A 22,197-nucleotide genomic window follows, 5' to 3' on the forward strand; every position below is an offset into this window, starting at 1 on the left:
CCATGCCCGTCAGTAAGAGAACGGATACAGCTTCCAGTACGCCTTGGTGAGCTTCCACCGGTGGGCCAGGCCGTCCGGCTCGAAGATCAGGAACAGAATGATGGCAAGCCCGATGGCCATCTCCTTCAAGTACGCGAGTCCCTGGGTGATACCGGGCACGAACGAGCCGATGAAACCTGCCGTGGAGTCCATCACCTCCGGCAGCAATACCATGAAGGCAGTGCCCATGAGTGTGCCCATCACCGAACCGAGCCCACCGATGATCACCATGCCGAGAAACTGGATGGATAGCAGAATGGTGAAGCCCTCCGCGGAGACGAACCCGAGGTAGTGCCCGAACAACGCCCCACCTATGCCTGCATAGAACGAGGAGACGCCAAAGGCAAGGATGCGGTACTTCGTCAGGTTGATCCCCATGATCTCCGCGGAGAGGTAGTGATCACGCACCGCCACGAACGCGCGCCCGTCCCGGCTGCGCAACAGGTTGGCGCCGAAGAGATACATCACCACCACGAAGGCCAGCACCACGTAGAAGTAACGCTGATCGGTGTCGAAGTAATAGCCGAACAGCGACAGCGGCTCGGCCAGCGCCCCGGCGGAACCGCCGGTGAACCACGCTGCGCGGTTGAAGAAATCCTCGAGGATGAACTGCGCGGCGAGCGTGGCGATGGCCAGATACAGCCCCTTGATGCGCGCCGCCGGCACGCCGACGATCATGCCCACCGCCGTGGTCATCACCCCGGCGAGCGGGATGCAGAGGATCACCGGCAACCCCGTGGTGTTGTACAACCAGGCCGAGGCGAACGCGCCGAAGCCGAAGAACGCGGCATGGCCAAGCGAGATCTGGCCGGAGAAGCCCACCAGGATGTTCAACCCCAGAGCGGCGATCCCGTAGTAGCCGATCTGGATAAGTAGATTCAGGTGGTAGCTCGACAGAATGAACGGGCTGACCAGCAGCAGCACCACCCCCGCGATCGCGAAATTGCGCGACATGGGCGTGGGAAAGATCGTGGTATCCGAGGCGTAAGTGGTGCGGAATTCCCCGCACCGCATGCTGTTTGCACCGAGAGCCATGTAGTCTTCTCCTCCCCCGTCTGCGGCCGGCGCATGGCGGCCGTCAGATGCGTTCGATGTCGCGGGTGCCGAACAGGCCGTAGGGCTTGATCATGAGAATGATCACGAGCACGTAGAACGGCACGATCTGGTAGAGGTTGCCCCAGCCGAGCCACTGGCCGTCGACGTACTGGGCAAGATTCTCGATCACCCCGATGATCAGCCCGCCGACGATGCCGCCGACGATGGAATCGAGCCCACCGACGATCGCCGCCGGAAAAACCTTGATCCCGAAGAACGACAGCGCCGATGACACGCCGTTGACCATACCGATGACCACACCGGCAAGCGCGGAGACCATCGCCGAGATGGCCCACGACAGCGCGAATACCTGCTTCACGGAAATTCCGAGGCTCGCGGCCACCTGCTGATCGAACGCAGTCGCCCGCATGGCAAGTCCCATGCGCGAGTACTTAAAGAACCAGAAGAAGCCGACCATGATCACCAGCGAGATGATCAGGCTCATGAGATAGGCGGTCTGGACGTTGAGTCCCAGGATGTTCACCGACTCCACCGGGAACACCTCGGGGAACGGCTTCACGAACTCACCGAAAATCCACGACAGCAGCGCCTGGAAGAAAATCGACAAGCCGATGGTGAGCATGATCACCGAAATAATGGGCTCGCCGATCATCGGTCGCAGCACCACCACCTGGAGCAGCACGCCGAAGGCGAACATGAACGCCAGCGTAAACAAAAAGCCGAGCCAGAAAGGCAGGCCGAATTTCACCAGCAACGCCCAGCACACCCAGGCGCCGATCAGGAGGAACTCGCCCTGGGCGAAGTTCACCACCTGGGTGGATTTGTAGATGAGTACGAAGCACATCGCGACGACGCCGTAGAGCGTGCCCACGATCACCCCGTTGACGAGCAGCTGGACCAGTAATTCCCAGTTCATCGTTGTCTCCTCCTCCCCTCGCGACCCTAGGCGGCGCCAGCAGCGCGGCTGTCGCCCGCTGCCGAGGGCACGCCGTTGTCCGGGGCCAGGTCCACCACGCGCAGGTCGGTGCGGATGCGTGAGGTCGTGCCGTCCTGGAAGGTGATGGTGGTATCCACGTGCACGTGGTCCTCGCCGCCGTAGATGGCGTCGATGATCTCGCCGTACTTCTCCTGGATAACGCCGCGGCGAACCTTGCGCGTGCGGGTGAGCTCGCCGTCGTCGGGGTCGAGCTCCTTGTAGAGGAGCAGGAATTTGCGGATGCGTTGCCACTGCGGCAGCGTCGCGTTCACCGCCTCCACCTCGCGCTGAATCAGCTCGTAGATTTGCGGGTGGGCGGAGAGGTTGGTGTAGTTAGTGAACGCAATACCCCGCTGCTCCGCCCATTTGGCGACAATGCCGTAGCGGATGCAGATCATGGCAGCGAGATAAGGCCGCTCGTGGCCGAGGATCACCGCCTCGGCGATGAACGGTGAGAACTTCAGCTTGTTCTCGATGAACATCGGCGAGTAGCGGTCGCCACCGGCGGTGGTGGCAAGGTCTTTGATGCGGTCGATGACCACCAGGTGGCCGTTACCCTCCTTGAAGTAGCCGGCATCGCCGGTATACATCCAGCCCTCGCGCACGTCCTCGGCAGTGGCCTTTTCGTTCTTGAAGAAGCCGAGGAACATGCCCGAATTGCGCGCCACGATCTCGCCGACGCCATTCTCGTCGGGCTGGTCGATGTGTACCTCGGCGTTGTCGAACGGCACGCCCACGGTGTCGAAATCGATGTCGTCACCACGGTGAATGGTATAGGCGCCGGCGAGCTCGGTCTGACCATAGAGCTGGCGTAGCGGCACCCCCATGGCCAGGAAGAACTTGAAGGTATCCGGGCCCAGGGCGGCGCCACCGGTGGCCGCCGAGCGCAGGAAGGTGAAGCCGAGGCGGTCCTTCAGCGCGCGGAAGAGAATCCAATAGGCGAGCCGGGATTGCTCGCCGCGCTCGACGGCCGCCATGCCCCATTTCATGCCCAGGTTGAACATCTTCTGCTTGAACGGGCTCGCGTCCATCATCCGCGCTTTCACGTCCGCAGCGATGGTCTCCCACACCCGCGGGGCAAGAAGGACGAAGTTCGGCCCGATCTCACGCAGATCGGCCATCATCGTCTCCGTCTCTTCGACGAAGTTCACGGTGATACGGCTGATCAGCGACTGCGCGACCGCATAGACCTGCTCCATGATCCAGGGCAAAGGCAGCACGGAGACGTAGTTGTCGTCCGGATACTTGGGATCGGCGCGGAGATAGGCGGTGCAGTGGTCGAGGAACGGACCGGCCTGCATCATCGAGAGCTTGGGCTTGGAGGTGGTACCGGAGGTGGTGATCAGCATCGCCACATCCTCTCCGCGGGTAGCCTCGACCATCTCGCGGTAGGTACCGGGCCGTTCCCGCTCCAGCGCGTCGCCTCGCTCGAAGAGCTCGGCCTGGCTGATCAGCCGCGGATCGTCGTACTTCCGCATGCCGCGGGGATCGTGGTAGACGATGTGCTTGACGGAAGGGCACTGCTCGCTGATTTCCAGCGCCTTGTCGACCTGCTCCTCGTCTTCGCACATGATGATCGGTGCCTCGGAGAGATCGATCAGGTAAGCGAGCTCCTCGTCGAGGCTGTCCTGGTAGACACCGAGGCTCATTGCGCGCAGTGCGTGCGCGCCCACCTCGCAGTGCAGCCACTCGGGACGGTTGCCGCCGATGATCGCCACGGTATCGCCATGGCCGACACCGAGGGCCTTCATGCCCAGGGCGAAACGCGAAACCGCGTGCTCGTAGTCGCGCCAGGTATACTCGCGCCAGATGCCGAACTCTTTCTCCCGCATGGCCACCTCGTCGGGCCACTGTTCGGCGTTGTGGGCGAGCAGCTTGGGGAAGGTGTCGTACTGGCCGGTATCCGGCAGCTGCATGGTTCGCTCGGCCATCACGCCACCTCCCCGGCCGATTCGTCCTCGCCGAGATAGGCCTCGCGCACACGCGGGTTGGCCATGATCTCGTCGGGGTTGCCGTCAGCGATCTTCTCGCCGAAGTCCAGCACGGCGACACGGTGGGAGAGGTCCATGACCACCCCCATGTCGTGCTCGATCATGATCACGGTGATCCCCCACTCCTCATTGAGGTCGACCACGTAGCGCGCCATGTCCTCCTTTTCCTCGTGGTTCATGCCCGCCATGGGCTCGTCGAGGAGAATGAGCCGGGGCCGCAGTGCCACCGCCCGGGCAAGCTCGACACGCTTGCGCAGCCCGTAGGACAACGTTCCGGCCACGGACTTGCGGATGTGGGCGATCTCGAGAAAGTCGATGATGTCCTCGACCTGCTGGCGATGGTCGAGCTCTTCGCGCTGCGCCCCGCCGAGCCAGTAGAACGAGCCGGTGAAGAAGTTGTTCTTCAGATGATGATGGCGCCCGACCATGATGTTCTCGAGCACCGTCATATGGTTGTAGAGCGCGAGGTTCTGGAAGGTGCGGCCAATGCCGCGCTCGCAGCGGCGGTTGGGGCGGAAAGCGGTGATCTCTTCACCGCGGAAACGAATGCTGCCCTGCTGCGGCTGGTAGCGTCCGGAGATGCAGTTGAGCAGCGACGTCTTGCCCGCGCCGTTGGGACCGATGATGGAGAACATCTCATGCTCCCGCACCTCCAGGCTCACATCGCGCAGGGCCTTGACGCCACCGAAGGACAACGTGATGCCGTCTACCTTCAGCAGCGCATCACCAATCCTCGATTCAGCCATACCGAGCTCCCCTGTCACTGGCCCCGCTCCTGCGGGGGCCTGTCTGGGTGGCGGGAGAGGCTGTGCCTGCGGCCGCCGTACCGTCACCCGGTTGGGGCGCCGGCAGGTGCGCGGTCGCGGGGTCCGCTTAGCCCCGTCAAGTGCGCCGCCCCGCCGGGGTCGCCGGACGGGGCGGGCACGGTAACGGCTCGGTCGATCATCGACCGGACCTCTCCTCCTCCTGCTTCCATCGCCATCGTTGGCGGCGGTCACGCCGGCGGGGCACTTTGTGGTCCGAGTCGGGTCGCGCCCTCTGCCGGTGACTTGAGATTACGTTTACGTAAACGTTAGTTCAAGCCCCGTGAACGATGCAACAGCTTTGCTTAAGCGGCGCGGCGGGTGCCGCGCCGCAGTGGCAAGTTGAAAGTGCTGAGCCGGGACACCGGTGCCGCCGACGCCCGCGGCTGTTTGCTTTCAACCTTGCACTTGGAGCTCCATGCCGCTATCTGGGCGCCATGCGGATCGCGCCGTCGAGGCGGATCACCTCGCCATTCAACATCACGTTCTCGCAGATGTGGCGCACCAGCGCCGCGTACTCGTCGGGACGGCCCAGGCGCGGGGGGAACGGGGTCTGCTCACCCAGACTCGCGCGCACCTTGTCCGGCAGACTCGCCATCATTGGCGTCTCGAAGATGCCCGGGGCGATCGTCATCACCCGGATACCGCGGCCGGCGAGGTCGCGGGCGAGCGGCAGGGTCATACCGGCCACGCCGGCCTTGGAGGCGGAATACGCTTCTTGCCCGACCTGGCCATCGAACGCGGCAACCGACGCTGTGTTAACGATGACACCGCGTTCGCCCTCGGCTTCCGGCTGCGCCTGCGCGATTGCCTCGGCGGCGAGACGCACCACGTTGAACGTGCCCACCAGATTGATCTGCACGGCACGTGCGAATGTCTCGAGCGCGTGTGGCTCACCGTCGCGGTTCAGCACCCGCTCACCATGGACGATGCCGGCACAGTTGACCGCCCCGTTCAGGCCACCGAAGGCCGAGCGGGCCCTCGCGACCGCCGCCTGCACCGCGGCCTCGTCGGTAACGTCGGTGACCTGCGTCACCGCCGCGTCGCCGAGATCGGCGGCGAGCTGCTCGACGCCCTCGGCATTCACGTCCGCCAGCACCACCCGGGCGCCGTCGCCCACCAGCGTCCGTGCCGTTGCCGCACCGAGCCCTGAGCTCGCCCCCGTGATCAGAAACACCTTGCCATCGATCCGCATCGCAATGACTCCTTCGCCCCGCGGGGCCGTCGGTGGCGGTCCGAGGACACTTAAATATGTCAATACTCGGCAGCCGCCTGAATTGACCTGTTACCGGACTCGCAAAATTGACGTTAACGTAAACGTAACTAGAATAAACCTGCAAGCAACCGCCCGACCACGGGCGCGGCCGCGTATCGGCCAATGAGGAGGAGCGCCGCCTGCCGGCGGCGATATCACATGACGGCGCGCAACGCGCCCCGACCTGACAGGTGCCCCATGACCCGGAGCGTTCCCCTGTTCATCGAAGGCCGCTTCGTCGATAGCGAGGCCTCGGAGTGGATCGACGTCACCAACCCGGCCACGGACGAGGTGATCGCCCGGGCGCCGGTGACCACCGACGATGAGATGGCCCGTGCCATTGCATCGGCCAAGGCGGCCCAGAAGGATTGGGCGCAGGTCCCCGTCTCCGACCGCGCCCGGTACGTGATGCGCTACCAAGCGCTGCTCAAGGAACACCACGACGACATCGCCCGAATTCTCGCCGAGGAGACCGGCAAGACCTTCGCAGACGCCAAGGGCGATGTCTGGCGCGGCATCGAGGTGGTGGAGCACGCCATGGGTGTGCCCACGCACATGCTTGGCGAGACCATGGAGCAGGTCGCCCGTAACGTGGACACCACGAGCTGGCGCCACCCGCTCGGCGTGTGCGCAGGCATCACGCCATTCAACTTCCCGGCCATGATCCCGCTGTGGATGTATCCGCTCGCGGTTGCCTGCGGCAACAGCTTCGTACTGAAGCCTTCCGAGCAGGATCCGCTCACCCCCGTTCGGCTCGCCGAGCTGTGGGTGGAAGCGGGCTTCCCCGAAGGCCTGCTGCAGGTCGTCCACGGCCGCAAGGAGCAGGTGGACACGCTGCTCACGCACCCGGACATCAAAGCGATCTCCTTCGTGGGTTCGCCAACGGTGGGTCAGCACATCTACCGTACCGGCACCCACCACTTGAAGCGCGTGCAGTGCATGGTGGGCGCGAAGAACCACACGATCGTGATGCCCGACGCCAACAAGGAGCAGGCCCTCAACGCCCTGGTGGGCGCCTCCTGCGGCGCTGCCGGTCAGCGCTGCATGGCGATCTCGGTGGCGGTTTTCGTCGGCGAGGAGACCCGCGGCTGGGTCGAGGACCTCAAGGCCGCTTTCGAGCAGATCCGCCCAGGGAGCTCCGACGACCCGGACGCCGCTTTCGGCCCGCTCATCAGCCGCGGCGCCAAGGAGCGCGTCGAGCGCATCCTGGGCACGGTGGAAGCCGAAGGTGGACGACTGCTGCTCGATGGCCGTGGCTACGAGGTGTCCGGCTATCCGGATGGCTACTGGGTGGGCCCGACACTCGTCGACAACGTCACCGCCGAGATGACCTGCTATCAGGAGGAGATCTTCGGGCCGGTGCTGAATGTGGTCCACGTGGATACGCTCGATGACGCCATCGAGTTCGTCAACGCCAACGCCTACGGCAACGGTACATCGATCTTCACCGATTCGGGCGCGGCAGCGCGCAAGTACCGCCACGAAACCGAGGTGGGACAGGTGGGTGTCAACCTGCCCATTCCGGTGCCGCTACCGTTCTTCTCGTTCACCGGCGGCAAGGGCTCGTTCTACGGTGACCTTCACGCATACGGCAAGGATGCAGTGCGCTTCTATACGGAGACGCGCACAGTGATCGAGCGCTGGTTCGAGTCGGACATCCCGGACGGCCACGGCCCGAACATGACCATCAACCTGGGCTGACCGTGGTGGCTTTGCTCCCGCTCTCAAGGGAGCGGGGGCAACGCAACGGCCGGCTACCAGCGACCACGGCCCGCGAACCCCGTGCAGAGTGGATGAAGCGACGCGAAACACACCGTCTCCGGTTGATCCAGACCCCAGAGGCGGATTGCGCAGCGCTCCATCCGCCCTGCCGCGCCACGGCTGCACATTAAGGACACCGCCCATGGATTTCGCACTCTCCGAAGAACAGACCGCTTTCCAGGACACCGCGCGCGATTTCGCGCTCAACGAGCTGGCACCTCATGCCGCGCGCTGGGACGCCGAGGGGATCTTTCCCAAAGACGTCATTGCCCAGGCCGGCGAGCTGGGCTTCTGCGGTCTCTACGCGCCGGAAGATGCCGGCGGGCTCGGGCTCACGCGCCTGGACTCGGCGATCATCTTCGAGGAGCTCGCCGGCGGCTGCACCTCCACCGCCGCGTTCATTACCATCCACAACATGGTCACCTGGATGATCACCACGTGGGGGAGCGACGCGGTCAAAAGCGAATGGGCCGCCCCCCTCACCACCGGCCAGCGCCTCGGCTCCTACTGCCTCACCGAGCCGGGCGCAGGCTCCGATGCGGCAAGCCTGCGCACGACCGCCAGGCGCGAGGGCGATCACTACGTGCTCAACGGCACGAAGGTGTTCAGCTCCGGCGCCGGCGACACGGACATCCTCGTGGTCATGGCCCGCACCGGGGGCGAGGGTGCTGCCGGTGTCTCCGCCTTCGCAGTGCCCGCCGGCCTCGACGGCATCAGCTACGGACGCAAGGAGGAGAAGATGGGCTGGAACAGCCAGCCCACCCGCTCCATCTCCTTCGACGACGTGCAAGTGCCCGCCGACCACCTGCTCGCCGAGGAAGGCCAGGGCTTCAAGCTCGCGATGAAGGGCCTCGACGGTGGGCGCATCAACATCGCAACGTGTTCCGTGGGCACCGCCCAGGCGGCGCTCGTCGCCGCCCAGCGCTATCTCCACGAGCGCAAGCAGTTCGGGCAGCCTCTCGCCAGCTTCCAGGCACTGCAGTTCAAGCTCGCGGACATGGCCACGGAGCTCGTCGCCGCGCGGCAGATGGTGCGGCTCGCCGCCTGGAAGCTCGACCAACGCGACCCGGACCTCACTACCTACTGCGCCATGGCCAAGCGCTTCGCCACGGACGTGGGCTTTCGCGTGTGCAACGAAGCACTACAGCTCCATGGCGGCTATGGCTACATTCGCGAGTATCCGCTGGAGCGTCACGTGCGTGACACGCGGGTGCACCAGATTCTGGAGGGCACCAACGAGATCATGCGCGTGATCATAGGCCGCCGCTTTCTCATGGACGACGCCCCGGAGACGATTCGATGAACGACTACACCAACCTCACCGTCGAACGCCGCGGGCACACGGCGCTGATCACCATGAACAACCCGCCGGCGAACACCTGGACCCGGGAGGGGTTGATCGACCTGAAGCGCCTCATCGAGGAGCTGGACGCCGACCGCGACGTCTACGCCCTGGTGCTCACCGGCAGCGGCGAGAAGTTCTTCTCCGCCGGTGCCGACCTCAAGCTCTTCGCCGATGGCGATCACGGTGTCGCCGCCGAGATGGCGCGGCGCTTCGGTGAAGCGTTCGAGACGCTCGCCGCTTTTCGCGGCGTCTCCATTGCCGCTGTCAACGGCTTCGCCCTCGGTGGCGGGCTCGAAGTAGCGCTCGCCTGCGACGTGCGGATCGCCGAGCCCAACGCCAAGCTGGGTCTGCCGGAAGCCAAGGTGGGCCTGCTGCCCTGCGCCGGCGGCACTCAGCGTCTGCCCCGGCTCGTGGGCGAGGGCTGGGCGAAGCGCATCATTCTCTGTGGCGAGCAGGTGAACGCCGAGCAGGCGCTGCGCATCGGTCTGGTCGAGGAAACCGTCGACCAGGGCGAATCACTGGACCGGGCCCTCGCCCTCGCCGAACAGGTAGGCAACCAGAGCCCCATCGCCGTCGCTTATTGCAAGCGCCTCATCGACGGTGCCCAGGCCCGTCCCATGGCGGACAACCTCCCCGACGAGCGCGAGCGCTTCGTACGCCTGTTCGACTCCGAGGACCAGCGCGAGGGCGTGGGCGCATTCCTGGAGAAACGCAAGCCGCAGTGGCGGAACCGGTAGGGGGCTTGGCCGGCAAGACGGCGCGTCGCCGGTTCGGTGCTTGTAACCGGACGCCGGGTGACAGTTTCGAGTTGAAAGTTCCAAGTCGCGGGCGGGGACGGCACCGTGGGTGCGTCTCGCCACTTGCCACTTTCAACTTGGAACTTGTCACTTCCTGGGAACTAGCCACTTTCCACTAAAAACGCATTTCGAGGAGCCTGCATGACCGACCAGCCCGTGATTTTCGAGGAACGCACCGCCGGCAACGGCCGCAAGGTGGGCTTCGCGCGTCTTGATGCCGAGAAGGCGCTGAATGCGTTGAACCCGGCGATGATCGCCGCGCTCCGCCCGCAACTCGATGCCTGGGCGAGCGATCCCGATATCGCTTGCGTCGTCCTCCACGGCGCCGGGGAGAAAGCATTCTGCGCTGGTGGCGACGTGGTCACCATGTACCACGCCATTCGCGAAGCCGACGGCGGCCCGAGCGAGGTCTGCGAGCAGTTTTTCGAGCAGGAGTACCGGCTCGACTACGCGATTCACACCTATCCCAAGCCACTGCTTGTATGGGGCCACGGTATCGTCATGGGCGGCGGCCTCGGAATGATGGTAGGGGCGAGCCACCGTGTTGTAACCGAGAGCTCGCGAATCGCCATGCCCGAGATCACCATCGGACTGTACCCGGACGTGGCCGGCACGTGGTTCCTCAACCGCATGCCCGGCCGGGTGGGCCTCTTCCTGGGCCTGACCGGTGCCCAGATGAACGCCGCCGACGCGCTCTACACCAGCCTCGCGGACTATTTCGTCCCCGGCGACCAGCGTGACGCGATCTTCGCGGCCCTCGCCGAGGTGGACTGGGACGACGACCCCGAGCTCAACCGCGGACACCTCTCGGTGCTGCTGCGCCGCTTCGCCGACGTCTCGCGGGATCAGCGCCCGGAGTCCAATGTTCTCCAGCACCTGGAGTTCATCGACCACGTCACCGACCACCACAGCGTCGAGGGCATCCTCGAGTCGCTACGCACCGCCGCCCCGGACGACAAATGGCTGGCGACCGCGGTCAAAACCCTGGAGCGAGGCTCGCCGACTTCCGCTCGGTTGATCTTCGAGCAGTTCCGCCAGGGCAAGTACCTCTCACTCAAACAGGTCTTCCAGCGCGAGCTCAACATGTCCGTGCAGTGCACCATGCACCACGACTTCCCCGAGGGCGTCCGGGCCCTGCTGGTGGACAAGGACAAGGCCCCCCGGTGGCAGCCATCAACCATTGCCGAGGTGGACGACGCACTGATCGAGGAACACTTCCAGCCCCCGACAGGTCTCGATCCATCCCCGCTCGCTGACCTGCCGGAATAGCGGCCAGGGAGTAACCACTGAAGACGCCAAGAACACCAAGGTTCACAAAGAAGAGGCGTCGGCCGGCTCCGGGCGAGTGGCGCAAGCCCGGAGCCGGCTGGTTGCAAGCATCCGCCCCGTCGCAGGACGGCGAGTGCGAAGCACTGGGCGACATGCCAAACGCGCAGATGTCAGCTGCCAGAGCACGTAGTCTGACGATCGATCCCACCCGGTGACCGGAGCGATTCATTCCGGTGTGTTTTGCGTCTCGGGGGTTACCACTCTCTCACCCCCGATCCGCCTGTTAAACTTGCGCCATGGACGAGCCACGTTTCATTCAGCCGGAATGGCCGGCGCCGGAGAACGTGCGAGCGGCGACGAGCACGCGTATCGGCGGCGCGAGCCGGCCGCCGTTCGATACGTTCAACCTCGGCGCCCGCGCCGGCGACGACGCGCTTAGCGTGAAGGAAAACCGCCGCCGCCTGCGTGAAGCGCTTTCCCTGCCGGAGGAACCCCGCTGGCTCGCCCAGGTTCACGGCACCCGTGTAGTCGCGGCAGGCACCGTCCAGCGTGATGAAAGCCGGGCCGATGCCGCCGTGACGGACCGCCCGGGTGTGGTGTGCGCGGTGCTCACCGCGGACTGTCTGCCGGTGCTCCTGTGCGACCGCAAAGGGCGTCGCATCGGAATCGCCCACGCCGGCTGGCGGGGTTTGAGCGGCGGAATCATCGAGCAGACGATCAAGGCGACGGGTGTCGCGCCGGGCGAATTGCTCGCCTGGCTCGGCCCGGCCATCGGGCCGGACGTCTACGAGGTCGGTGCCGACGTGCTCGACGCCTGCCGGGCCTCCGACCCCGGCTGCGAGCGCTGCTTCCGACCGGGGCGCTCCGAGCGCTGGTACGCCGACATCTACGCCCTCGCCCGGCGGCGCCTTGAGGCCGCGGGCGTGCACGCCGTCTACGGCGGCGGGCTGTGCACCCATACCGACGCCGAGCGCTTCTACTCCTACCGGCGCGACGGCCGTACGGGCCGGATGGCCACGCTCATATGGCGCACGCGATAACGAATAACGATTACGTTTTTCCGAGGAGACGACATGCAGGTAATCAGCGGCGAGCAGGTAGCGAAGGCCCTGCCCTGGCCCGCGCTCGTCGAGCGCATCGCAGCGCTGTTGCGCTCCGGCTGCGAAGCCCCGCCACGCCATCACCACAGCATCGAACGCCCCGGCGGCACGGCCACCATGCTGCTCATGCCCGCCTGGCAGCACGACGGCTACATCGGTGTGAAAATGGTGCACGTGTTCCCGCAGAACGCCGACCGCGGCCTGCCCGCGATCTCGGGCCTGTACCTGCTTTGCGAGGGCGATACCGGCGTGCCGCTGGCCTGCATCGACGGTAGCGAGCTCACCCGCCGCCGCACCGCCGCCGCCTCGGCTCTCGCCGCCCGCTACCTGGCGCGCGAGGATGCCGGTCGGCTGCTCATGGTGGGTACCGGCAAGCTGGCGCCGATGCTCATCGAGGCCCATGCAGCGGTTCGCCCGATCCACTCCATAGGGGTGTGGGGACGCAATCCGGAGAAGGCCGAAACCATCGCCGCCGAGTACCGGGCGAAGGGCTTCGACTGCGATGCGGTCACGGATCTCGCCACCGCGGTCAGCGAGGCGGACATCGTCACCTGCGCGACCCTCTCCACCGCCCCCCTGGTTCATGGCGAATGGCTGCGGCCAGGCACCCACCTCGACCTGGTGGGCGCCTTCCGCGCGGACATGCGCGAGAGCGACGACGAAGCGGTGCGCTGCGCAGACGTCTTTGTCGACACCCATGCCGGCGCCCGCGGCGAGGCCGGCGACCTCCGCCAGGCGGAAGCGAGCGGCGCCTTCGACTACGACGACATCCACGCCGACCTGGAGGCGCTCGCCCGCGGCGAACACCCCGGGCGCGAAAGCGCCGATGAGATCACGCTGTTCAAGTCCGTGGGGGCGTCGTTGGAGGATCTTGCCGCGGCCATCGAGGTTTGGGAGCAGGTCGGCGCACCCGGGTGACAAGCAACGTAGGAACCGTCGGTCGGCTGCCCCACGCAGCCAACAACGACCCACGACGTGGCGCCATCGCTGCGCCGAGGCGTTTGACACCGCCGGTGTCGGGCTCCGCCCTACGGCGGTCCCGACCTACACCACTGCCCCACGCGCCTTGGCAGCTCCGACGCCATTCAACGCTGGTGCCTCAACGCTCGCTGCGCGTGGAAATCGTGGGATTGCTCCCTGTAGCCCGAAGCCGCGCTTTCCACTTGAAACGTGTGACTCGCAACTCGCAAACCCGAGCGGCGTCCGGCCGCGACCGAACCTTGTCACTAGCAACGTGCAACCGGCAGCCGGATCTCTGCAACGAGGCCGCCGCCTACGGCGTTGTCGAGGCTGAGCTCGCCGCCGAGACCATGAATGAGGTTACGGGCGATGCCGAGGCCGAGGCCGAGGCCCTGGCGGTTGGCGCGCTGGCCGTGCTGGGCGCGGTTCCAGGGGCGGAACAGCGCTTCGCGGGCGGATTCCGGGATGCCCGGGCCGTCATCGCGAATACGAATACACACTTGCTCGCACTCGCGCCTTAACGTGACTTCGGCGCGTTCGCCGTAGTCGAGGGCATTGTTGAGCAGGTTGCTGACGGCGCGTTTCAGCGCCAGCGGTCGGCAATCGTAGGCCACCGGGCGCAGATCTGCGTCCACTCGTCCGCCACACAGCCGCGCATCGCGCACCAGCTTGCCGAGGAGGTGGTCGAGCTGCACCGTCTCCACGGCCTCGTCGAGCTCGGTTTCACGCACGCTTTGCAGCGCCCCGCCGACCATTTGCTCGAGCTCGTCGAGATCCGCCTGGAACTCATCCCGCCGGACCGCGTCGTCGAGCATCTCGGCACGCAGTTTCAGCCGCGTGATGGGCGTGCGCAGATCGTGGGAGATCGCCGAGAAAAGGCGATTGCGGTCTTCGATGAAGCGGTGGATGCTCTGCTCCATATCCACGAACGCACGCCGGGTACGCCGGTATTCCTCCGGCCCCCGCTCGGGCAGCGGTGCGTGCCCGAACCCCTTGCCGAATGCGCCCGCGGCCTGGGACAGCGCCTCCAGCGGCCGGGTAATCGAACGCACCACCGGCAGAGCCAGCACCAGCACCGTTACCACGGGCAACAGCATCAGCGCGAGGCGGTCGCGAGTCAGCGGTTCGGCTTTCTCCAGAAAATACGGATCCGGCATCACCGAGGCGAGCAGCAGCCACTCGCCGCTGGCAAGCTCCACCTGCGCGGCCAGCACCGGCGCCGGCTCTCGCAGCACGGCCGCCTCGGTCCATGAGCCAGGAAGGTCCGTGAGACGTGCGCCATCCGGTGATACCTTCAGCATTGCGGGCATGGCGAAGCCGACACGAAACCGATAGCGCCCGCGCAACGCCCCGGCGAGCGTTTGTTCCACGCCCGACAGCGCCGCGTCACGCAGCGGTGACGGCGCGATACCGGCCACCGCCACGGCGCTGTCGTTGAGTGTGAGGAAAAACCGGGTACTGCCCATCTCCCGGAGCTGCTCGAGAACGATAGGGCGATAGCTTGCAGGCAGGTCGGCGAAAAAACGCACCGTTCCCGCCATGCTCCGGGCGAGCTGTATGGCACCGTTGCGCGCCGCGACGCGGGCATCCTCGCGGATCTGTTCCGCCCACAGCCAGGACGCCATTAGCTGCGTGGCGAGCACGCCGGTAACCATGACCAGCACCAGCCGGCCGAGCAGCGATTGAGGCCACAGCCGCTGCAACGCCGTGGCCATTGTCAGCCGCGCTCGGCCGCCACCTCGGCGGCGAACACATAGCCCGCGCCACGCACGGTCTTTATCAGCCGGGGTTGACGGCCATCGTCACCGAGGCGCTGGCGCAGGCGGCTGATCTGGACGTCCAGGTATCGATCCAGCGGCGAGGGCTCACGGCTGCCGGTGGCTTCGGCCAGCTGTGCGCGCTCGACGATCTCGCCGGCGTGCTCCACCAGGTATTGAAGCAACTGGAATTCCTGGCCCGAGAGGTGGATGACCGCACCGTCCGGCCCCTTCAGGTAACGCTCGATGACGTCCAGGGAGAAATCGTCGAAGCGGTAGCCCCGAACCGCGCCATCGCCCTCGCCCGCATCCACCCGGCGCAGGATGGCCTTGATGCGCGCGAGCAGCTCGCGCGGGTTGAACGGCTTGCCCAGGTAATCGTCCGCGCCGATTTCCAGGCCCACGATACGGTCGGTGTCATCGGCGCTGGCGGTGAGCATGAGCACGGGCACGTCGGACCGGCGGCGAATGGCCTGGCAGAGGCTGAAGCCGTCCTGATCGGGCAGCATGATGTCGAGCACGATCAGTGCGATACGGTCGACGAAGCGCTCGAACTCGGCGAGCGCCTCGGCGCCGTCGGCAGCGCTCAACACGGCGAAGTTGTTCCGCTCCAGGTAGTCCTTGAGCAGGGTCCGGATCTTGTGATCGTCGTCGACGACAAGGATCTTACGGGTCATGATCGATCGCCTCGAGCGCCGCGGCAAGCCGCCGGGCGGTCGCATCCGCGTCGGCTTCACCGGCGGTGAAAAAGCGATGCACCTCGCTGATGAAAACGTTGCGTACGGTTTCGGTGGTGGCCATACGGTGCACGAGACTCGGCGCCGGGGCCGGCTCCCTGTGGAAGGCCCGGCGAGAGCCTCGCGCACAGGCATCGAGTACCTCATCGGCAATGTCCCGACGTGCCGGAAACGTGCCTTTGGCACGGCTGAATGCACGTTGCACCCGCGGCGTGAGAACCACGCCCGCAAGCCGGCTCTGGGCGTTGCGCCCGGTCGGTTCGAGCCCTTTGAAAAACGCCATCGTGTCGATGCTGTAAAGGTGCGCACCATCGGTGCCGGGCGCCGCCCGGCAGCCGAAATCCTCGCCGAGGTGCTTGCCCATGGCCAATAGCTCCCCTTTTGCCCAGTCGCCCATGATCTGCATTGCAGCCCGACCTTCGGCAACGTCTGCCGTGACGGACTGCCATGGTCGCTCCCGCAACTCCGGGCCCATGAACGCCCGTAGCCGGCGGAGGCGGCGCAGGCTGTCGGTGAAGGCGGGTTGCCTCAGTGCCCTGGCATCGAGATCCACGAACACACGCCGATAGAAGGCGGTTCCGCCGCGCGCGAGCACCAGCACTTCCAGCAGCGTCGCCACCTGCCAGGGCTGTGCCGATTGTGCGATAGGCGTCACGCCAGCGGCCTTCAGCGCCTGCGCAGTCGCCACAAGGCTTTCCCAGTCCGTCGGCGCGTCCAGCCCGAGCCGTGCGAACACGCGGCGGTTGTAGAGCAATGTGTTCACCCGGTGCACCGCGAACGGCGCAGCGACATAACGCCCTTCGTGCCGGACGAGCTCGTCGATCACCGGCGGCAGCGTGCCCTGCCAGTCCTGCGCCTGCGCGACGACGTCCAGGTTGCGAAGAAAGCCGAGCCGAGCCCACGCGGCCATGGACGCACCATTGATCTGTGCCACCGACGGCGGCTCACCCCGCAGCACCCGCGCCCGCAACACCTTCAGCGCACCGGTGCCGGCACCGCCGGGGATGCTCGCGTCCCGCAGCCGCACTCCGGCGTCGCCGGCAGCCTCGCGCAACACTTCGAAGGCGCGCTGCTCGCTCGCCGACGTCCACCAGTGCAGCACATCCAGCGTAGCCGTCGGCCGCTGGGCCAGGGCCGAACCGCTCACGCACGCGATCGACAGCGCGATGCCGAGCGCCAGTCTACCCCAGCGCGGCAGCGACTCGGGGGCAGGAGCCCCCCGATTACCTTGCATTTCGTAACGAATTGTCACCTCCCCTCACCAGGCGGACGGTCACGGTAAAACCGCAACCATCACGCGGGGACGCGCCGGCACGCGGCCACCCCAGGCCCCCGCCGTTACATTCCGCAACATGCCCCCACGCTGCCGCCACGGTGGCGGCAACGGCAACGCCGCGCCCCCGCTCGCCTGCAGGTCTTTCGACAGTGTAACGCGGCGGCCGCCGGCACGATTTCCGGTCAGACGACACGGCGTTTCAGGCTTGCGGACACCGGCAGGAACGCCGGCTCACCAACGAGCATTCGCGACGAGGAGGAGTTCATCATGAATCGGTTCACCCGATCCGCGTTGGGGGGGCTCGCGCTGGCCGTCGCCAGTGGTGCGGCCGCCGAGACGACGCTCAAGATCGAGTCCTGGCGCGTGGACGACAAGGACCTCTGGGAGGACACCCTGATCCCCGCGTTCGAGGAATCCCACCCGGACATCGATCTGAAGTTCGTGCCCACCACGCCCACGGAGTACGACTCCTCGGTGCGCGCACGCCTGGAGGGCAATACCGGCGGCGACATCATAACCTGCCGGGCTTTCGATCAGTCGCTCGCGCTGTACAAGCGCGGCCATCTCATGGCGCTCAACGGCAAGCCCGGCATGGAGCACTTCCCGGACTCGGCCAAGGTCGCGTGGCAGACGGACGACGGTGAAAGCACCTACTGCATGCCGGTCGCCTCGGTGATCCACGGCTTCTTCTACAACAAGGCCGTCTTCGAGGAGCTGGGCCTGGAGAAACCCGGAACCGTGAAGGAATTCTTCGCGGTGCTCGACGAGCTCGAGGCAAGCAGCTACGCCCCCATCGCGCTGGGCACCGCCGACCAGTGGGAAACGCATCAGGTCGTCTACACCGGCATCGGCCCCAACTACTGGCACGGCGAGGAAGGCCGCAAGGCGCTGCTCGCCGGCGAGGCGAAGTTCACCGACCCCGAGTTCGTGGCCGTCTGGAAGCAGCTCGAGCGCTGGCGCGAGTACCTGCCCCGCGGCTACCAGGCGCAGTCCTACGCCGACTCCCAGAACCTCTTCGCCCTGGGCCGCGCAGCCATCTATCCGGGAGGCTCCTGGGACATTTCGTATTTCAACGACAACGCGCTGCAGGACTTCGGCGCCTTCGCCCCGCCGGTGCCCGAAGCAGGCGATCAGTGCTACATCAGCGATCACACCGACATGGGCATGGGCATCAATGCGGACTCCGAACACCAGGCAGAAGCTCTCGCATTCCTCGAATGGGTCGCCTCCAAGGAGTTCGCCGAGCTGTATGCCAACAACGTGACCGGCTTCTTCCCGCTCTCCGAGCACACCATCGACATTCAGAATCCGGTCGCCGCGGAAATGGTGAGCTGGCGCGAGGACTGCCAGTCAACTATCCGCCTCAACGCCCAGATCATGAACCGCGGCGACCCGAACATGGAGTCGGCCATGTGGGTCACTCACAGCCGCCTGCTCAACGGCAAGATCGACGCCGAGAAGGCCGCGAGCGTGATTCAGCAGGGCTTCGAGCACTGGTATGAGCCGCAGCAGGACGGGGGTTCCTGACGCGCTCTGCTCATTCCCCGCGGGCCGCACACGGAGGTGCGCCCGACACGGGGCGTTTGCGAACACAACCGATGCCGCCTGCGAGCGGCCGCGGAGATCCATGTCATGAACACACAGCGCTTTCCCTGGCACCTGGTGTTCTTCCTGTTGCCGGCGCTCGCCATCTACACCGTCTTCAGCGCCTGGCCGCTGGTGGACACCCTGCGCCTGTCGTTGTTCACCGAATCGGAAGCGGGCGCGCGCAGCTTCGCGGGGCTCGCCAATTTCCAGCAACTGCTCTTCGAGCCGCAGTGGGCCGAGCAGTTCTGGAACGCCATGTGGAACAATGCCAAGTTCTTCGCCATTCACATGCTGGTACAGAACCCCATCGGGCTGCTGCTCGCTGCCTTGCTCTCGCTGCGTGGCGTACGCGGCGGGCGCACCTATCGCACACTCATCTTCCTGCCGACGCTGCTGTCAGTCGTGATCATCGGCTTTATCTGGCAGCTCATCCTGTCGCCGCTGTGGGGCGTCTCGGCGGGCCTACTCGACGCCGTGGGCCTGGGAAGCTGGTTCGACGCCTGGCTCGGCAAGGAAGACACGGCTCTGACCACCGTGGCGCTGATCTCGGTGTGGCAGTTCGTGGGCATCCCCATGATGCTGATCTACGCGGCGCTGCTGGGCATCCCCGACGAGCTCACCGACGCGGCCATCGTCGACGGCGCCTCGCCCATGCGGGTGTTCTGGCAGATCAAGCTGCCACTGGTGCTGCCCACGCTGGGGCTGGTGACGATTCTCACGTTCGTGAACAACTTCAACGCCTTCGATCTCATCTACGCGATCAAGGGCGCGCTCGCCGGCCCCAACTACGCCACCGACATCATGGGCACCCTCTTCTACCGCACGTTCTTCGGCTACCAGTCCCAGGTGGGCAGCGCGACCCTCGGCGCATCGGTGGCCACGTTGATGTTCCTGGTCATTCTCTGCGGCGTCGGCGTGTACTTCTACGTCATCCAGCGCCGCCTCGTGCGCTATCAGCTGTAGGGCCTGCATTCAGATCCCGAACGCGGCGCGTTCGGAATCTGAACGCAGGCCCTAAGGGAGGTGCAAGATGCAGTCTTCTCCGGCCACACGCCCACTGAACGCCGCGCTGGTGCATGGGGTGCTCGCCACCTACACCGTGATCGCGCTGTTCCCCATCGTTCTGGTGATCGTCAACGCGTTCAAGAACCGCATGGGAATCTTCAAGTCCCCCCTCGCCCCGCCGACGACGGAGACCTTCTCCGTGGAAGGCTTCAGCAAGGTGCTGGAGAACGCGAGCTTCGGACTGTTCTTCGGCAACAGCCTGATCGTGACCGTGGCTAGCATGGCGCTCATCGTGCTCTTCGGCGCGATGGCCGCCTGGGCGCTGACGGAATACAACTTTCCGGGCCGGCGCTTTCTCGCGCTGTTTCTCGCCTTCGGAATCATGATCCCGATCAAGCTCGGCACCGTGAGCATCCTGGAGCTCATGGTGAGCCTGGACCTCGTGAACACCCGCACCGCGCTGGTCCTCGTGTACACGGCCATGGGCCTGCCGGTGGCGGTGCTCATTCTCTCGGAGTTCATGCAGCAGGTGCCCAAGGAGCTCAAGGAGGCGGCGCGCTGCGATGGCGTGAGCGAGTACCGGATCTTCTTCCAGATCGCGCTGCCACTGGTGCGCCCGGCGCTCGCCACGGTGGCAGTGTTCGTGATGATCCCGATCTGGAACGACCTGTGGTTCCCGCTGATCCTCGCACCCGCGGAGGACGTACAGACGGTGACCCTCGGCGTACAGCAATTCGTGGGGCAGTACGTCACCGACTGGAACTCGGTGCTCGCCGCACTCAGCCTCGCGGTGGTGCCGGTGCTCATCCTCTACATGCTCTGCGCGCGGCAGATCATTCGGGGATTAACCAGTGGGGCCGTGAAATGACCGGGGGTGTGTCTACCGCCGTGCCGGGGCCGGGCGGGCATGGACGGCTGCCGGACACGCCGTGGATACATCCCTGTAGGCTCGTAGGCAGCTTCCCTGCTGCCTACGGTCCGTCATCCGTCCATGTCCGCCCGGCCAGCCACCCCCGTGCCGAATTCCCCGGCGGTGGCCGGCGGCGGTGTGGGGGCATCACCCCGGACCGTCGGCGGCAGGGATGCCGCCGTCGAGCTTACAGGGACGTATTCACAGCGTGTCCGGGGTGATGCCCCCACACCGCCGCCATTCCCCCCAACACCGGATTCAGGAGGAGATTCCCATGGCTACCGTGACCTTCGACGGTGTCGGCAAGCGCTACGGCCGCACCGAAGTACTGCGCGACATCGACCTGGCGTTCCGCGACGGCGAGTTCGTCGTGCTGGTGGGCCCGTCCGGCTGTGGCAAGTCCACGCTGCTGCGCATGCTCTCCGGCCTGGAACCCATCAGCGACGGCGAGCTTCGCATCGACGGTGAGCGGGTCAACGAGCTGCCACCGGCCGAGCGCGGCATCGCCATGGTGTTCCAATCCTATGCGCTCTACCCGCACATGAGCGTGTACAAGAACATGGCATTCGGCCTGAAAATCGCCCGCACCAACCGCCGGGAAACCGACCGGCGCATCCGCGAGGCGGCGGAAATTCTCAAGATCGACCACCTGCTCGAACGCTATCCGCGCGAGCTCTCCGGCGGCCAGCGCCAGCGCGTAGCGATCGGCCGGGCCATCGTGCGCGAGCCGCGGGTATTCCTCTTCGATGAGCCCCTGTCCAACCTGGATGCCGCGCTGCGCGTGCAGACCCGGCTCGAAATCGCGCGCCTGCACCAGCGCCTGCGCTCGACCATTGTCTACGTCACCCACGACCAGATCGAAGCCATGACCCTCGGCGACCGCATCGTCGTGCTCAATGACGGCAACGCCCAGCAGGTCGGCTCGCCGCTGGAACTCTACCAGCAGCCCCGCAACCTCTTCGTTGCTACCTTCATCGGCTCGCCCAAGATGAACCTGCTGGAAGGCACCATCGAGCGCGCGGACGAGCACGGCGCCCGCGTGCAGCTCGACATGGGGGCGACCGTGGAAACCCGGGTGCACGCCGCAAACATCGAGCACGGCGACCGCGTGACCGTCGGCGTACGCCCCGAGCACATCGACGAGGACGCCGGCCACTCGGAATGCCTTGAGGGGCAGGTCGGTATCGTCGAGCACCTGGGCGAGGCAAACCTGCTATACCTCACTCTCGCCGACGGCAGCGAGCTCGTGGTCCGCGGCGACGGCAGCCGGCCGGCAAGCGTGGGGGCACGGATCACCGTCTCCGCCGAGCCAAGCGCGTTCCACGTCTTCGACGCCGACGGCAACGCCCTCACCCGGCTGGAGCCCGGCAACCTGATCACCGCCGACAAACTCGACACTCAACGGCGCAGCGCATAGCACAGCCGGTGGCCACTCACCACGCTCCGCCGCCCCCGCTCACCGGGCCCCGATGGCCAATAGCCTGGTGCGCGGGAGGCGGCGCGCAGCGACTGTCACGGGTAAGGGTGAGCCGGTACCCTATACGGTGAACCGCTAATCAGGACGACAGGGTGA

The 22,197-nt window shown here is 65.9% G+C and carries 18 protein-coding genes; 10 read left to right on the forward strand and 8 right to left on the reverse strand.

Going from position 1 to position 22,197, the window contains the following annotated elements; translation table 11 throughout:
• Positions 1-9 precede the first annotated feature (9 nt).
• The 5 genes from ACPEES_RS11580 to ACPEES_RS11600 all read right to left on the reverse strand — a co-directional run bounded on the left by ACPEES_RS11580 (position 10) and on the right by ACPEES_RS11600 (position 6,060).
• Positions 10-1,074 carry a branched-chain amino acid ABC transporter permease gene (locus ACPEES_RS11580; RefSeq protein ID WP_435103647.1) on the reverse strand — a complete coding sequence of 355 codons (1,065 nt, stop codon included), beginning with the start codon at positions 1,072-1,074 and terminating at the stop codon, positions 10-12.
• A gap of 43 nt (positions 1,075-1,117) precedes the next feature.
• Positions 1,118-2,011, reverse strand: coding sequence for a branched-chain amino acid ABC transporter permease (locus ACPEES_RS11585; protein ID WP_435103648.1), 894 nt, complete (start codon positions 2,009-2,011; stop codon positions 1,118-1,120).
• A 26-nt stretch (positions 2,012-2,037) separates the two neighbouring features.
• Entirely contained in the window at positions 2,038-4,002 is a 1,965-nt protein-coding gene (locus ACPEES_RS11590) for a long-chain fatty acid--CoA ligase (protein WP_435103649.1), read from the reverse strand.
• Entirely contained in the window at positions 4,002-4,808 is an 807-nt protein-coding gene (locus ACPEES_RS11595) for an ABC transporter ATP-binding protein (protein WP_435103650.1), read from the reverse strand. Before ACPEES_RS11595 ends, ACPEES_RS11590 begins: the two co-directional genes overlap by 1 nt.
• Before the next feature lie 481 nt (positions 4,809-5,289).
• Positions 5,290-6,060, reverse strand: coding sequence for an SDR family NAD(P)-dependent oxidoreductase (locus ACPEES_RS11600; protein ID WP_435103651.1), 771 nt, complete (start codon positions 6,058-6,060; stop codon positions 5,290-5,292).
• 258 nt (positions 6,061-6,318) lie between these two features.
• Between ACPEES_RS11600 and ACPEES_RS11605 the strand changes: the two genes are divergently transcribed.
• The 6 genes from ACPEES_RS11605 (at position 6,319) to ACPEES_RS11630 (ending at position 13,310) form a co-directional block, all read left to right on the forward strand.
• Positions 6,319-7,821 (forward strand): CoA-acylating methylmalonate-semialdehyde dehydrogenase, encoded by a 1,503-nt coding sequence (locus ACPEES_RS11605; protein ID WP_435103652.1) that lies wholly within the window; start codon positions 6,319-6,321, stop codon positions 7,819-7,821.
• A 202-nt stretch (positions 7,822-8,023) separates the two neighbouring features.
• Complete coding sequence (locus ACPEES_RS11610; RefSeq protein ID WP_435103653.1) at positions 8,024-9,184, forward strand: acyl-CoA dehydrogenase family protein; 1,161 nt, start codon at positions 8,024-8,026, stop codon at positions 9,182-9,184.
• Positions 9,181-9,963: an enoyl-CoA hydratase gene (locus ACPEES_RS11615; protein WP_435103654.1), complete on the forward strand. Its 783-nt coding sequence runs from the start codon at positions 9,181-9,183 to the stop codon at positions 9,961-9,963. The genes ACPEES_RS11610 and ACPEES_RS11615 overlap by 4 nt, the downstream gene beginning before the upstream one ends.
• 201 nt (positions 9,964-10,164) lie before the next feature.
• Positions 10,165-11,292 (forward strand): enoyl-CoA hydratase/isomerase family protein, encoded by a 1,128-nt coding sequence (locus ACPEES_RS11620; protein WP_435103655.1) that lies wholly within the window; start codon positions 10,165-10,167, stop codon positions 11,290-11,292.
• Positions 11,293-11,588: 296 nt separating this feature from the next.
• Positions 11,589-12,332 (forward strand): peptidoglycan editing factor PgeF, encoded by a 744-nt coding sequence (gene pgeF, locus ACPEES_RS11625; protein WP_435103656.1) that lies wholly within the window; start codon positions 11,589-11,591, stop codon positions 12,330-12,332.
• A 33-nt stretch (positions 12,333-12,365) separates the two neighbouring features.
• Entirely contained in the window at positions 12,366-13,310 is a 945-nt protein-coding gene (locus ACPEES_RS11630) for an ornithine cyclodeaminase family protein (protein ID WP_435103657.1), read from the forward strand.
• Between the two features lie 308 nt (positions 13,311-13,618).
• Here the strand turns inward: ACPEES_RS11630 and ACPEES_RS11635 are convergent, their stop codons facing one another.
• The 3 genes from ACPEES_RS11635 to ACPEES_RS11645 are packed head-to-tail and all read right to left on the reverse strand — an operon-like array spanning position 13,619 to position 17,080.
• Positions 13,619-15,067: an ATP-binding protein gene (locus ACPEES_RS11635; RefSeq protein WP_435103658.1), complete on the reverse strand. Its 1,449-nt coding sequence runs from the start codon at positions 15,065-15,067 to the stop codon at positions 13,619-13,621.
• 2 nt (positions 15,068-15,069) lie between these two features.
• On the reverse strand, positions 15,070-15,786 hold the full coding sequence (locus ACPEES_RS11640) for a response regulator (protein ID WP_435103659.1): 717 nt from the start codon (positions 15,784-15,786) through the stop codon (positions 15,070-15,072).
• Positions 15,776-17,080: an ABC transporter substrate-binding protein gene (locus ACPEES_RS11645; protein ID WP_435103660.1), complete on the reverse strand. Its 1,305-nt coding sequence runs from the start codon at positions 17,078-17,080 to the stop codon at positions 15,776-15,778. Before ACPEES_RS11645 ends, ACPEES_RS11640 begins: the two co-directional genes overlap by 11 nt.
• A 309-nt stretch (positions 17,081-17,389) precedes the next feature.
• Between ACPEES_RS11645 and ACPEES_RS11650 the strand changes: the two genes are divergently transcribed.
• The 4 genes from ACPEES_RS11650 (at position 17,390) to ACPEES_RS11665 (ending at position 22,041) form a co-directional block, all read left to right on the forward strand.
• A complete protein-coding gene (locus ACPEES_RS11650; RefSeq protein WP_435103661.1) occupies positions 17,390-18,649 on the forward strand; it encodes an ABC transporter substrate-binding protein in 1,260 nt (419 codons plus the stop codon).
• Positions 18,650-18,754: 105 nt separating this feature from the next.
• On the forward strand, positions 18,755-19,672 hold the full coding sequence (locus ACPEES_RS11655; RefSeq protein WP_435103662.1) for a carbohydrate ABC transporter permease: 918 nt from the start codon (positions 18,755-18,757) through the stop codon (positions 19,670-19,672).
• Positions 19,673-19,739: 67 nt separating this feature from the next.
• A complete protein-coding gene (locus tag ACPEES_RS11660) occupies positions 19,740-20,582 on the forward strand; it encodes a carbohydrate ABC transporter permease (protein WP_435103663.1) in 843 nt (280 codons plus the stop codon).
• 316 nt (positions 20,583-20,898) lie between these two features.
• Positions 20,899-22,041 (forward strand): ABC transporter ATP-binding protein, encoded by a 1,143-nt coding sequence (locus ACPEES_RS11665; protein WP_435103664.1) that lies wholly within the window; start codon positions 20,899-20,901, stop codon positions 22,039-22,041.
• Positions 22,042-22,197: the final 156 nt, after the last annotated feature.

The organism is Arhodomonas sp. AD133 (assembly GCF_051195215.1).
Classification (GTDB): Bacteria; Pseudomonadota; Gammaproteobacteria; order Nitrococcales; family Nitrococcaceae; genus Arhodomonas.